General features: G+C 40.6%; 10 protein-coding genes. 4 read left to right on the top strand and 6 right to left on the bottom strand.

Features of this window, described 5'->3' with window-relative positions; all coding sequences use genetic code 11:
• Nucleotides 1-206: 206 nt before the first annotated feature.
• Together NST21_RS01795 and iadA are read left to right on the top strand one after the other, a co-directional pair.
• Entirely contained in the window at nucleotides 207-1,628 is a 1,422-nt protein-coding gene (locus NST21_RS01795; protein ID WP_056523246.1) for a YfcC family protein, read from the top strand.
• 35 nt (nucleotides 1,629-1,663) lie between these two features.
• Complete coding sequence (iadA, locus tag NST21_RS01790) at nucleotides 1,664-2,836, top strand: beta-aspartyl-peptidase (protein ID WP_116821318.1); 1,173 nt, start codon at nucleotides 1,664-1,666, stop codon at nucleotides 2,834-2,836.
• A 280-nt stretch (nucleotides 2,837-3,116) separates the two neighbouring features.
• Here iadA and NST21_RS01785 read toward each other — a convergent pair whose 3' ends face one another.
• Nucleotides 3,117-3,284 (bottom strand): hypothetical protein, encoded by a 168-nt coding sequence (locus tag NST21_RS01785; protein WP_162878727.1) that lies wholly within the window; start codon nucleotides 3,282-3,284, stop codon nucleotides 3,117-3,119.
• A 709-nt stretch (nucleotides 3,285-3,993) separates the two neighbouring features.
• Between NST21_RS01785 and NST21_RS01780 the strand changes: the two genes are divergently transcribed.
• A complete protein-coding gene (locus NST21_RS01780; RefSeq protein ID WP_340887422.1) occupies nucleotides 3,994-5,628 on the top strand; it encodes an acetolactate synthase large subunit in 1,635 nt (544 codons plus the stop codon).
• 27 nt (nucleotides 5,629-5,655) lie between these two features.
• On the top strand, nucleotides 5,656-7,089 hold the full coding sequence (locus NST21_RS01775; protein WP_201188377.1) for an aldehyde dehydrogenase family protein: 1,434 nt from the start codon (nucleotides 5,656-5,658) through the stop codon (nucleotides 7,087-7,089).
• Between the two features lie 400 nt (nucleotides 7,090-7,489).
• Here the strand turns inward: NST21_RS01775 and NST21_RS01770 are convergent, their stop codons facing one another.
• The 5 genes from NST21_RS01770 to NST21_RS01750 form a co-directional block, all read right to left on the bottom strand.
• Nucleotides 7,490-8,614 carry a D-alanyl-D-alanine carboxypeptidase family protein gene (locus tag NST21_RS01770; RefSeq protein WP_340887421.1) on the bottom strand — a complete coding sequence of 375 codons (1,125 nt, stop codon included), beginning with the start codon at nucleotides 8,612-8,614 and terminating at the stop codon, nucleotides 7,490-7,492.
• A 542-nt stretch (nucleotides 8,615-9,156) separates the two neighbouring features.
• Entirely contained in the window at nucleotides 9,157-10,365 is a 1,209-nt protein-coding gene (locus NST21_RS01765) for a M20 family metallopeptidase (protein ID WP_340887420.1), read from the bottom strand.
• An 81-nt stretch (nucleotides 10,366-10,446) separates the two neighbouring features.
• Nucleotides 10,447-11,319, bottom strand: a complete 873-nt coding sequence (locus NST21_RS01760; protein ID WP_340887418.1) for a MetQ/NlpA family ABC transporter substrate-binding protein — start codon at nucleotides 11,317-11,319, stop codon at nucleotides 10,447-10,449.
• 21 nt (nucleotides 11,320-11,340) lie between these two features.
• Nucleotides 11,341-11,991 (bottom strand): methionine ABC transporter permease, encoded by a 651-nt coding sequence (locus NST21_RS01755; protein ID WP_340892439.1) that lies wholly within the window; start codon nucleotides 11,989-11,991, stop codon nucleotides 11,341-11,343.
• Nucleotides 11,992-12,004: 13 nt separating this feature from the next.
• On the bottom strand, nucleotides 12,005-13,027 hold the full coding sequence (locus NST21_RS01750) for a methionine ABC transporter ATP-binding protein (RefSeq protein WP_098175914.1): 1,023 nt from the start codon (nucleotides 13,025-13,027) through the stop codon (nucleotides 12,005-12,007).
• Between the last annotated feature and the right edge of the window lie 85 nt (nucleotides 13,028-13,112).

Genomic DNA, 13,112 nt, shown 5'->3' with positions numbered 1-13,112 from the left:
AACCAATAAAGACTTAAAACTTTAATCCAATCATAAAACATTCATAAAAATCAATCTTTTCATATTGGCACAGATTTTGCTTGATACCTGTATAAAGGAGGGCAACAGCAGAATACGAGAAAAACTGATGATAGTCTATAGGCTGGAAATATTTTGTAAGCGTTTTAGTTCCATGCATTTATTTTAAATACAAAGGAGAGACACTTATGAGCCAAATAAAAGAGAAGGTTGTTTCGCTTGGAACAGCGGGGAAAAAAGAGAGAAAAATCAATGTTTTTTTATTGCTGCTCTGCATTCTCGCAATAGCAACTCTATTCACTTACATTTTGCCGGCTGGGGAATATGCAAGAATTGAAGCGGATGGACGGACAACTGTAGACGCCAATTCATTTAAATGGATAGAATCTGCACCTGTCGGATTGTTCGATATGATAAAAGCTATTCACACAGGAATGGTAGAAGCCGGCAATATTATCTTTTTCTTATTGATCATCGGAGGGTTTTTCGGTGTTCTAAGAGCAACAGGTACGGTTGATGTGCTTATCGGCACAATGGCTCGGAAGTTGGCGACACGTGAAAAGCTATTGATTCCTGTCGTGATGCTGTTTTTCGCTGTAGGCGGTTCCTTAATGGGGATGGCAGAAGAAACACTTGCTTATCTCCCTCTTATCATTCCGTTGGCGTTGGCTCTTGGGTTCGATACAATTACAGGAACCGCCATCGTCATAGTAGGTGCATTGTCAGGATTTACGACTGCCATCATGAATCCATTCACAGTAGGACTTGCGCAAGGAATTGCAGAATTGCCGATGTTTTCAGGCATAGGGTTACGCCTTATTTTATTTGTTATCGTCTACATTGTTTCTGTTCTTTATATCTATCGTTATGCAATGAAGGTAAAGAAAAACCCTTCTATAGGAATCTACGGAAAATATACAAAAGAAGAAGCGAAAAAACTGCTGCAATCAAGTGCGAAGTTAACAGCGAGACATAAGTTCATCTTAGGAGCTTTTTTAATTAACTATATCGTCTTGGCGTTTGGAGTCATCAAGTTCCATTGGTACATGACAGAAATCGCTGCCTTATTCATTGTATTGACAATCGTTATTGGAATCATCGGGAAACTGTCTGCAGATCACATTGTTAACTCCTTTACTAATGGATCTGCAGCCTTGCTCGGCGGCGCTTTGATAATCGGCGTATCACGTGCCATTCTTGTTGTATTGAATGAGGGACATATCGTCGACCCTATGCTGCATCAAGTAGCTGAATCTATCCAGCATATTCCGGCCTATTTAAGCGTTGCCGGAATGTACAGCTTCCAAACTCTTATTCATTTTATTCTAGCGTCCGGCACCGGTCATGCGATGCTGACAATGCCAATTATGGTCCCGCTTGCAGACTTATTGGATATTACACGCCAAACCGCAGTGCTGTCTTTCTCTTTTGCAGACGGAATCGGAAATATGATTTTCCCGACCGCTACCACCTTAATGGCGAGCTTGGCAATTGCAGGCATTCCTTGGACAAAGTGGGCTAAGTGGATTCTGCCGCTGGTGCTCATTCAATATCTCATCGGATTGATAGCTGTCATCACAGCTCACTTCATCGGATATGGTCCATTCTGATATAGATCACGAATTATTTACAGGAGGAAAACGAAATGCTTACTTTAATTAAAAATGGCGAGATATACTCACCCAATTACTTAGGACGGAAAGACATATTGATTACAAACGATAAAATCGCATTTATAGATGACAGAATCGAGATTCCTGACAACTTTGCCCCTATTCAAATCATTGATGCGACTAATCTTTTGGTTGTTCCGGGTTTTATAGATTCACATGTTCATATTATCGGTGGAGGGGGCGAGGGCGGATTCAAAACCCGCACCCCCGAGCTGATGCTCACTGATATTACTACTTCAGGTATTACAACGCTGGTCGGCTTACTTGGTACGGACGGAACTACGCGTAGAATGGAAAGCCTTCTTGCCAAGGCGCGGGCGCTTGAAGAAGAGGGGATTTCCTGCTTCATTCACACAGGCTCCTATCAAGTGCCAGTAAAAACATTGACGGGAAAAATCGAAGACGATATTATTTTAATCGATAAAATTATCGGTGTTGGAGAGATTGCAATCTCCGACCATAGATCATCAGAACCCACATTTGAGGAACTGACTAAAGTCGCCGCTGCGGCACGCAATGGCGGTATCCTGTCAGGAAAAGCTGGGATATTAGAAGTTCATGTAGGGGACGGAGATGGAAAGCTTTCCTTGCTGCATGAAATTGCAGATAAAACCGACATTCCGATTCGGCAGCTCCATCCAACACATATCAATCGAAATGAAGAATTATTCAGGGCGGGAATTGATTACGCGAAGCGAGGCGGATATGTAGACTTTACCACAAGTACCATTCCTCAGTTTTTGGAGGAAGGCGAAGTGAAGTGCAGCATGGGCTTGCGCATGATGCTTGAAGAAGGGGTTCCAGTCGGACACATCACCTTCTCTTCAGACGGGCAAGCAAGCCTTCCCTTCTTTAACAGCCATGGGGAGTATGCAGGCCTCCAAGTAGGAAAAGTATCGTCGCTATATCACGAAGTGCGTGATTCTGTTTTAGAGGAAGGCATCCCGCTGGAAACGGCTCTGAAGGTCATCACCACGAACCCCGCACAAGTGCTAAAGCTTTCGAGCAAGGGCAGCATCCAAACCGGCAAGGATGCTGATATCGTATTTTTGCAAAAGGAAACATTGACAATCGATACAGTAATGGCAAGAGGACAAGTGATGGTAGAAAAGCAGGTTCCGCTAATAAAAGGAACGTTTGAATAAGGATAGATCAAGATTTTCTAGGAGAAAAGCAGGTTCTGAGCGATGCCACTATGGTTACAAAACTACAGGCATACAAAAGTGTATCTCAACTTTAACAAACGTAAAATCTACCTATTTTAAACAAAAATACCCGTTCAAAAAAGTTGTACTTTTTCGAACGGGAAAAATTTAAATGTCTAAATATTTTGATGGGACACAAGCCTTGTTTTATCAATCTAATTAGCGATTATTCCACAAATATCTAAACATTGTATTCCACCCGATTAATTTGCTGAGTAAATTAAGGCATCTCGTCCTCTTTTTCCCGATTTTTAAAAGCTTCATGTGTAACAATATCTTCAATCTGTTCATACTGTCGACTGTGTTCCTTCTCTTCGCTTATTCTATTATTAGGTAAGTTTCCAGGATGTCCTTTTTCTTTGTGATTAAAATTTTTACCACGACTCATACTTATTCTCCCCTTTCTATACTTGCTCGTTTAGTTTTCTCCAGCGAAAAAAAATTATGATTTAATTTCACTGTTCACTAACTTAACACCTATTTGCTGCAGGCTTTCATGAATCTCACGAAATATCTGCGAGATCGGCTCCCATCGAAAAGCAATCACATACCTGCCAGGGGTGAACAGCTTACCTGAAGCGATATTTTAGCACGCTCCTACATGCAATATGGAAGCAGACGATTCCTCATCCCCCCATTTTCCTCTCGCTGCAAAAAAAGCGGATCCTTCAATAAGATATATCTTTTGGTTATCACCTTTGTTTATCTATCGTATTTTTCTTCTTCGGCAAATTTTGGTAACCTATCATTCCAACAAAAAGGGCTTCTTCATCAATCACGATTTAATAACCACGCGTAACTACTTCTCACATATACTTTGAGCTTTTTACGATATTTTTGTAGTCATTCCTTTAAAACAGCTTCCCTTCATTATCACCATTAAAAGAATAGTGCCGCATTTCTGGACCGATTTTTGCTGAAAAATAGCTAATCTTCCTAATTACTGAGTAATTCCGTAGTATGGCGTAATGCTTCTGAATTCGCTCAAAACATTCATAAATAGACGAAATGGTTTTTAAAACACTCAGGTACATAATATTTCATAAGCAGTGCCAACATATAAGGAAAGAAACTGAATTGGTTGAGGAGGGAATAGTTTGAAGGCATCAGATTTGTTTGTACGATGTTTAGAGAATGAAGGAGTTAAGTATATTTTTGGAATACCTGGTGAGGAAAATACGGATTTAGTTGATTCTCTAATAGGCTCTGATATTAAATTTATCTTAGTTCATCATGAACAAGCAGCTGCTTTTATGGCAGACATCTATGGTCGGCTAACTGGAAAGCCAGGTGTTTGTTTGGGCACATTGGGACCGGGTGCAACCAATTTATTAACCGGGATAGGCAATGCTTATCTGGATTATTCACCTGTTGTCGCCATCACAGGTCAGGCGGGCCTTGATCGCATTCATAAGGAGTCGCATCAATATGTGGACATTATTGGAGTTTTTGAGGAAGTAACGAAATGGAATCAACAAATTAAGGTGCCACATACGATTCCAGAAATTATCCGTAAAGCATTTAAGACAGCTATCATTGAAAAGCCAGGAGCTGTTCATATCGAGCTCCCTGAAGATGTGGCAATGATGGATACAGAAGGTGAACCACTACCAGTTACACCAATGCCAAGATCCCGCCCTGCCGAAGCAGAAATCAAAAAAGCCGTAGAATTAATCAATCGCGCAAAAAAGCCGATTATTTTAGCTGGCAATGGCGTAATCCGCGATGGAGCTACAGAGGCCTTACGGAAATTTGCAGAAGCGAAGCAAATTCCAGTTGTGAATTCGTTCATGGCCAAAGGGGTTTTACCTTCCGACCATCCATTGACCCTTTATACAGTAGGGATGCAAGCAAGGGATTATGTTCTATGCGGGTTTGATTTGGCCGATCTCATTATCACCGTCGGCTATGATTTCGTCGAGTACTTGCCAAAATATTGGAACGATGAGGCGATGAATCCGATTATTCATATTGATGCCAGACCAGCTGAGATTGATGCTTATTACCCTCTTCAAGCTGAATTGGTCGGTAATGTTACAGAGGCACTTGAAGCCTTGACTACTGAAGTTGAAGAAAAAGAGCTTTGGCCAGAAGCGACAAGGTTAAGATCTCAGATTATTGAAAAGCTTCATTCTTCAGATGAAGTATCAGGAAGCCCTATCATCCCTCAGCGAATTATCGCCGATTTGAAAAAGGCGGAAAAAGGGGAAGCCATTGTCATTTCGGATGTGGGTGCCCATAAATTATGGATTGCCCGGATGTATCAGCCGGAAAAACCTAATCACACCATCATTTCTAATGGCTTTGCATCAATGGGTATTGCGGTTCCCGGTGCCATTGCGGCCAAACTGGCAAAACCTGATAAACCTGTCATTGCGGTGACAGGTGATGGTGGATTTCTGATGAATGGTGTTGAATTGGCAACTGCTAAACGTCTGGGTCTTGCCTTCGTGATTGTCATTTTCCATGATTCAAAATTCGGCCTAATCGAGTGGAAGCAATTGAATAAGTTTGATCGTACGAATGCGATTGAATTTACAGACCCAGACTTTTTAGAATTCGCTAAAAGTTTTGGTGTTAAAGGGGTTAAAGTAACCCATTCCGATGAATTGCTTCACACATTAGAAAAAGCTGTTGCGAGTAAGGAGATTGTCTTGATAGATGTGGATGTCGATTACTCGGAAAATGTAGAGCTTTCGAAAACACTGGGTGATTATATTTGTAAATTATAAAACCATGTATTATTGGAGGAATGTCAGATGAAGCAAAAGTGGCAATTGTGGATCGGTGGCAAATGGCGTGAGGCTAAATCGTATGAGCCGTTATATAATCCCCATTCAAATGAAGAAATTGCACAAATCGGACAGGCTGAACCAGCGGATGCCATTGAAGCAATTGTTGAGGCAAATTCCGCTTTTCAGAAATACCGATCCTACCCGGCACACGCACGAGCCGAAATTTTAGTAAAAGCTGCAGCGATCATGGAAGAACGTAGTGAAGAACTTGCGAAAATCGTTTCACTAGAGGCCGCGAAAACGATTCGAAATGCTCGTGAGGAAATCAATCGTACAGTTCAGACCTACCGTTTTTCTGCAGAAGCGGCAAAGAACAACTATGGAGAACAAATTCCGATGGATGCGGCACAGGGTGGAGTAAACCGTTTTGGCTTCACGATTCGTACCCCGATTGGCGTCGTAACGGCAATTACCCCATTTAACTTTCCATTTAATCTTGTTGCCCATAAAGTTGGTCCAGCTATTGCGGCTGGAAATTCAATTGTATTAAAACCTGCCGAACAAACGCCTCTTAGTTCGCTCGTACTTGCAGAAATTTTTAAAGAAGCAGGCCTTCCAGAAGGAGTATTGAACATCATTCCGGGCAAAGGGGATGTCTTAAGTGAAGCTTTGACAACCCACCCACATGTAAAAAAAGTGACTTTTACTGGCAGTGTGGAAGTCGGACACCTTATCCAGCAGCAAGCAGGCTTTCGTAAGCTTACCCTTGAACTCGGATCCAATTCGCCGTTCATTATTGATGAAGGAGTCGACATCGATAAAGTCATAGAACGAAGTGTGATGGGCTCTTTTACAAATAATGGGCAGGTGTGTATCTCGATTCAAAGAATTTATGTCCACAGTTCACTGTACCAACAATTTTTGGAGCGATTCGTCAGTAGGACAAAACGGCTTGTCATCGGATCCCCTCTCGAAGAAAGCACTAATATTACTGCGGTCATTTCGAAAAAATCGTTGGAGAGGTTACAAAGTTGGATCGACGAGGCAGTACAGGAAGGAGCAAAAATTGAGTGTGGCGGTACAGTGGAAGGCAATGTTCTCTTACCTACCGTCTTAACAGATGTAAATCGTGACTCAAAGGTATTTCGTTTCGAAGTATTTGGTCCGATTGTCTGTATTTTCCCATTCGATACGCTGGATGATGCCATCAAGGATGCAAATGATTCACGTTACGGATTGAATTCAGGAGTGATGACACCGAGCATAGAACGTGCTTTTTATGCGGCGGAACGCTTGGAAACAGGTGGAGTCGTCATTAATGATATCCCAACCTATCGGATTGATAATATGCCTTATGGTGGCTGGAAGGACAGCGGTGTTGGCAGAGAAGGCGTCAAATATGCGATGGAAGAAATGATGGAGCAGAAATTCATTAGCTTTAAAATAAGTGACAACTGATTATTAATATAAATAGGAAGTATTTTGTTCCGTTAAAGGGTGGACACCATATAAATCGTGGTATATGTAAAGGGCGATATCCTAAAGATGTCGTCCTCTAGTATTCGTCAGAAGTAACAATGTATTAGTATCAACATAACTATATGCCCCTAAAAGAAAAGCCCTGTCTTGGAATCATCAATACCTAAATCATAAAAAGCCTAAAAAAATATAGGAGTACAGATATTAGTCATGTATAATATGTGTGCTCCTTCATTCTTTTTATTAAATTAAAAGCCATCCTTTAGTGGATGTTTTTACGAAATAAGGGAACAACGCCCCTAATTGCCAGTTGGTGAGTTTCTTTAGTAACGAGTTCTAAAATCACTACGTTTTTTTCTTTTCTTTAGAAATACCGTTATCAGAATGATAAGAATGACACAGCCTCCCCATCCTTGAGATGGGACATAAAATTTAGTAGCTCATCATCGATTGTTTCTTTTTTAATCGAGGCAGGCAATACTGTGTTCCTGACATCAGCGACCGTTTTAAGGTCAAAGGATTCTATTGCTTCCCCTTCTTGGTTCATGATTGAGAGAATTCCATCATTACTCGTTTTTAGACTAGGTTGATCACTAATTAAATGAGTATAGAATAAATCTTCGTTCAGCGTGTAGGTATTAGAGTAGTCCGCTGAATAAAGTTTGCTTTTTTTATCAATTTTGCCTGATTTAAAGTATTCAAAGCCATAGTTGAATAAAAGCTTGGTATCAGAGTAGGCAACTTTGTCTGAAGGAGCTTTTAGAGTGACGGCAATCAAGTCCTGTTCTCCTCTAGTAGCAGTAGAAATCAGGGTGTAGCCGGATTGACTGACGAAACCGGTTTTCCCGCCGGTTATTCCCTTATAGGGGAGTTCGCCTTTTAACATTTTATGATGGGTAATTAGAGTTGTGTCCCATGTTTCCACTTCCCACGGTAAATTCTTCTTCCCAAAATACTCACGGAAAGTTTCATTTTTCATTGCATATTGGGTAATTTTTGCAAGGTCACTGGCTGTAGTTACATGTTTTTTGTCAAACAATCCATGGGGGTTTGTAAAATGAGTATCGGAGATGTTTACTTCTTTTCTTAAAAACTCATTCAAATCTTCCATAAACAGTTTTTCACTACCAGACATATGTTCGGCAATTGCGATGGCTGCATCATTTCCGGAGTTGATGAGCATTCCTGCAATTAATTTGGAAAGCTCTATTTTCTCCCCAGGTTCAATAAATACCGAAGAGCCGTCTGCCTCAGCCGCTTTTTTGCTAACAGTCACTAGTTCATTCTTATCCCCGTGCTCAATAGCATATATAGCAGTAGCAACTTTCGTTAGACTGGCTGGATACATTTTTTTATTTGTGTTTTTTTCGTATAACACTTTCCCACTTTTCGCATCAATAATGATCCCAGCTTCACTAATGAGAGGTAAGTCTGATTCTGCACTTACAGTCGTAGAGGCGAAGGGGATTAAAGCCAAAATGAAGATAAAGAAAAACTTTTTCATATACCTCTCCTTTAATGATAGTAAATCCTATATAGTCATAATAAAATAAATCTGAATGTTTAGAGATGTTTTATTGAAATTGAAATAAAACAGTAATTCCCCTTTAATAATCATGGAAACATTTCGGATAAAAACCTTCTTTTACTTTCCTAAAATAACTTTATAAGGGTTCTGACCCTTTTAGTGGTATGCTCCATTTGAATGAAAAAAGAATCCCCATTTAAATAGATAGGGATTTTTTGTATACCATTGAATTAGGGTATCACCGACATTTCGCATATAAACTACGCTGATACATTTTAGGGAGAGGAATAAAAGTGAAAAAAGGTCAGAAGGTGATTTGAGGCATTGGTAGCTAGGATTACTGGAAGCTTCTCAAAAAGCTGAAAAGAATGCTAGAAAAAGAAAAGAAATAAGAAAAACAGAAGCCAAGGGGCTTCTGTTTTTCTTTATCTGACCTATATATATCGCTTTGTCTAAGCTTATGCACTTCTTATTTTATAGATTTGGAAAAGACCAACTACCATTGCTATCCGATTTATTTATATTTCCTTTTGCTTCGCTTCATGAAAAGCTGTTTTAACCTTATCCAACAGATCTTTATCCGAAATCAACCGGTAGCCTGTAAGCGCAAGAGCTTTTGCACCAGTGAGGATGGCTTTGTCTCCTTCTTGAGATTTAGCACAGTCGCGGAATTCATTCGTATGGGCAATCAAATCATCTGGTCCAATTTTTATATATGGATGGGCTGTCGGAACTATATGGCTTACGTTCCCCGCATCAGTCGAACCAAAACCGCTATCTTTTCTAGGAGCTACCGTTTCTCCTAATTGAGTCAGTTCTTCCTTTAACAGTTCATCAAGAACTGGATTTATGACAAAATCAAGCACTTCATTTTGGAAACGTTCGACTTTAACTGTGCTTCCTGTGGCAAGTGCAGCCCCTTCAGCAACATCACGTATTTTACGTGATACATCTTGGCATAGCTTCCATGTTGTTGCTCTAATGTAAAATCGGGCAGAAGCATATTCAGGAATGATGTTAGGTGCTTCTCCACCATTGGTTATTATTCCGTGGATTTTGACCTCAGATGGGAGTTGCTGACGTAAAGCACTAATGCCATTAAATAGCTGAATAACCCCGTCAAGAGCATTCACACCTTGTTCAGGCGCAGCAGCTGCATGTGCTGATTTTCCATAAAAATTAAAATCAAGTGGATCTACAGCCAAAAATGGACTTGTTACACCAGTTTGACCAGCTGGATGGATAATGATGGCTACATCTACCTCATCAAACAAACCGTGCTTCACAAAGCTTCCTTTTGCACTTCCATTTGGCCCTCCCTCTTCAGCAGGTGTTCCGAAAACAATCACCTCTCCGCCTGTTTCCTCTAGTACCTGAGATAGTGAAATTCCTGCTGCGGCACTAGTAGTGCCAATGATATTATGGCCGCAAGCATGTCCTAAACCTGGCAATGCATCATACTCAGCTAAAAAAGCAATTTTGGGGCCTTTCTTTGCTGAGGCTTTTTTGGCGATGAATCCTGTTTCATGCCCAGCTATATTACGGGTTACTTCAAACCCTGCATCTTGAAGTAATTTGGTCAACGTATCCGAAGCAAAGAACTCTTGATTCCCAATTTCGGGGTTTGCATGAATGGCTTGACTCGTTTCGATATATAATTCGGAATGAAGGTCGATGTGATTTTCAATGATCTGCTGATGCTGCTTCTGCACTAATTCTCTCGCCATATTCTTATCTCCCCTTTTTGGTTTAAAAAGCCGGACAGGCACCTTGAATCCATCCGGCATTCCTTCACTTTGTTCTATTCATCATTTTTCATTGGCTGGTTTTGTCCAAGCATCTTGGTAATTCACTAATTCATCTACAGAAACATATGCAGGAATGGTGTTTCCTTTAAACGTTTTTTCAATGAACGCTTCCACTTCTTTCGATTGATAAAGCTCCACTAATTTTTGTAGCTCAGGACGGTCGGCATTTCCCTTTTTAACCGCAATGATATTAATATATGGTTTCGCCGTTTTACTTTCATGGAATAATGCATCTTTTAAAGTAAGGCCTGCTTCAACTGCAAAATTATTATTAATGGCTGAAGCATCGGCATCATCCAATAGACGCGGCGTATTGCCGGCAGCAACAGGTTTGATTTTCAATTTTTTCGGATTTCCCTTAATAATATCTAATGATCCCGATCCATTAAATTCCTCTTTCAATGTAATCAAACCAGCTTCTTGAAGAAGCAGTAATGCACGTCCAAAGTTTGTTGCTTCATTCGGAACAGCTATCGTAGCGCCATCTGGAAGATCTTTGAGATCTTTGTGTTTTTTCGAATAAAGGCCCATAGGTGCAATAACAGTTGACCCGATGGCCTCTAATTTCAAATTTTGATCGTTAACAAATTCATCGAAGTAGGCAACTGTTTGGAATGAATTCGCATCAATTTCCCCTTCACTTAACGCAAGATTCGGTTGGATATAATCATTAAAAGTGACAAGTTCGATATTCAGCCCATCCTTTTTCGCTAAGTCAACAATATATTCCCATGTTCTCGTATCCCCGCTGCTGACACCGACTTTCACTGTTTTCACATCATCCGAACCGCCTGATGCACCCTCTTCGTTCCCGCATGCTGCAGCCACGATGGCCAATGCCAATACCATGATCGTTAATAAGATTTTCTTCATTTCTCCTACCTCCTGTTATTTTTATCTTCTTCTGATTTTTCTTGAAACAAAATTCCCGGTGGATTGCAATAATTGAACGATGATCACGAGCGCCGCTACTGTGACGACCATCGTCATCGTATCGAACCTTTGATAACCGTAAGCTAAGGCTAAATCTCCTACCCCACCTGCACCGACAGCACCTGCCATAGCAGTAGATCCAACAAGGCCAATTGTCGCAGTTGTAAATGTAAGAATTAACGAGCTAAGTCCCTCAGGAATCAAAAAGCGATAAATAATTTGCCAAGTCGTTGCTCCCATTGCCTGGGCTGCCTCTATAATTCCTTTGTCCACTTCCAGCAGGGAGTTCTCCACAAGCCGGGCAATATAAGGAGCCGCGTAAAAGATTAGCGGAACAATGGCCGCATTCGTTCCGATCGCACTGCCGACAATCATTCTCGTAAACGGAATAAGTGCTACAAGCAAGATGATGAAAGGAACCGACCGCAATATATTGATGACCGGGTTCAATACATTAAAGATCCATTTATTCTCCAGGATGTGACCCTTTCTTGTAATGACAAGTAAGATTCCTAGCGGAAGTCCAATCAGCCCGGAAAATATCAATGAGATGGCTACCATATAAAGTGTGTCACCGAAAGCTGTCGACAGCTGGCCTGCCGTTATTTCCATTCCCCAAAGCGTATTACCCATTTATCTGCACCTCCTGGACGAGAATCCCCTCGTCTTTAATATATTGATAAGCCTTGTCCACCTCATTTTTGTTCCCTGTCACTTCGATGATCAAATTCCCAAAAGGCGTTTCCTGAATTTCAGAAATATTGGCTGATAATACACTTAAATGAACATCAAATTTCTTCGAGATGGTTGAAAGTAAAGGATTGCCTGATGTAGTACCAATAAAGTTAATTTTCCAAATAATCGGAATATATGATCCGGTATTTTTCAGGAAACTTTGTGGGATCTCGTCGTGAATAACAGTTCGTACAAAGTTTTTTGCGATATCTGTTTGGGGCCTAGCAAAGACATCAAACACAGAACCTTGTTCAACCACGCGTCCGCCTTCCATGACCGCAACCTTATTGCAAATTTCCCTAATTACAGACATTTCATGAGTAATTAGCAATATGGTAATATTGTATTCTTTATTAATTTTTTTTAAGAGTTGCAATACAGCACTCGTTGTTTGAGGATCCAATGCTGACGTCGCTTCATCACACAAAAGAATCGATGGGTTGGTAGCCAACGCTCTAGCAATCCCTATTCGTTGCTTTTGACCGCCAGACAATTGTTCCGGATAACTCCTTGCTTTACTTGATAAGCCAACGAACTCTAACAACTCGCCTACCCGCTCTTTGATTTCTTTACTAGGAGTTCCCGATAAAACTAGCGGCATGGCAATATTATCAAAAACTGTCTTTGAGTTAAGTAAGTTAAAATGTTGAAAAATCATGCCAATTTTTTTCTTTTCTGCCCGTAATTCCTTCGGGTTCAATTTGGTTAAATCCTTCCCCCCAACAATAACCTGTCCATCTGAAGGGTGTTCGAGTAGATTGACTAACCGAATCAACGTACTTTTTCCGGCCCCGCTATAACCGACAACACCAAAAATATCGCCTTTTTCAACTGTCAAATTAATTCCTTTCAAAGCTTCAACAGTCTGTTTCTTTGTTTTATATACCTTTTTAACATTTTGAAATTCAATCATTCTGTCTCCCCCCATGCTGTTTATTTGTACGAATTCATTATCCTGAGAAGAGCTTTGCAAAGTTTCATAATGATAGGGTTAAATT

This window comes from Peribacillus sp. FSL K6-1552, from assembly GCF_038005205.1.
GTDB classification, from domain to species: Bacteria; Bacillota; Bacilli; order Bacillales; family DSM-1321; genus Peribacillus; species Peribacillus butanolivorans.
Note: the sequence above shows the minus strand (reverse complement) of the source record. Positions and strands in the feature narration are given on the sequence as shown.

Excerpts from the sequence above, each read along its gene's own strand:
- NST21_RS01750 (WP_098175914.1), bottom strand. The coding sequence starts at position 13,027 with ATGATTGAATTTCAAAATGTTAAAAAGGTATATAAAACAAAGAAACAG.
- NST21_RS01775 (WP_201188377.1), top strand. The coding sequence starts at position 5,656 with ATGAAGCAAAAGTGGCAATTGTGGATCGGTGGCAAATGGCGTGAGGCT.
- NST21_RS01795 (WP_056523246.1), top strand. The coding sequence starts at position 207 with ATGAGCCAAATAAAAGAGAAGGTTGTTTCGCTTGGAACAGCGGGGAAA.
- NST21_RS01785 (WP_162878727.1), bottom strand. The coding sequence starts at position 3,284 with ATGAGTCGTGGTAAAAATTTTAATCACAAAGAAAAAGGACATCCTGGA.
- NST21_RS01755 (WP_340892439.1), bottom strand. The coding sequence starts at position 11,991 with ATGGAAATAACGGCAGGCCAGCTGTCGACAGCTTTCGGTGACACACTT.
- NST21_RS01765 (WP_340887420.1), bottom strand. The coding sequence starts at position 10,365 with ATGGCGAGAGAATTAGTGCAGAAGCAGCATCAGCAGATCATTGAAAAT.
- iadA (WP_116821318.1), top strand. The coding sequence starts at position 1,664 with ATGCTTACTTTAATTAAAAATGGCGAGATATACTCACCCAATTACTTA.
- NST21_RS01770 (WP_340887421.1), bottom strand. The coding sequence starts at position 8,614 with ATGAAAAAGTTTTTCTTTATCTTCATTTTGGCTTTAATCCCCTTCGCC.
- NST21_RS01760 (WP_340887418.1), bottom strand. The coding sequence starts at position 11,319 with ATGAAGAAAATCTTATTAACGATCATGGTATTGGCATTGGCCATCGTG.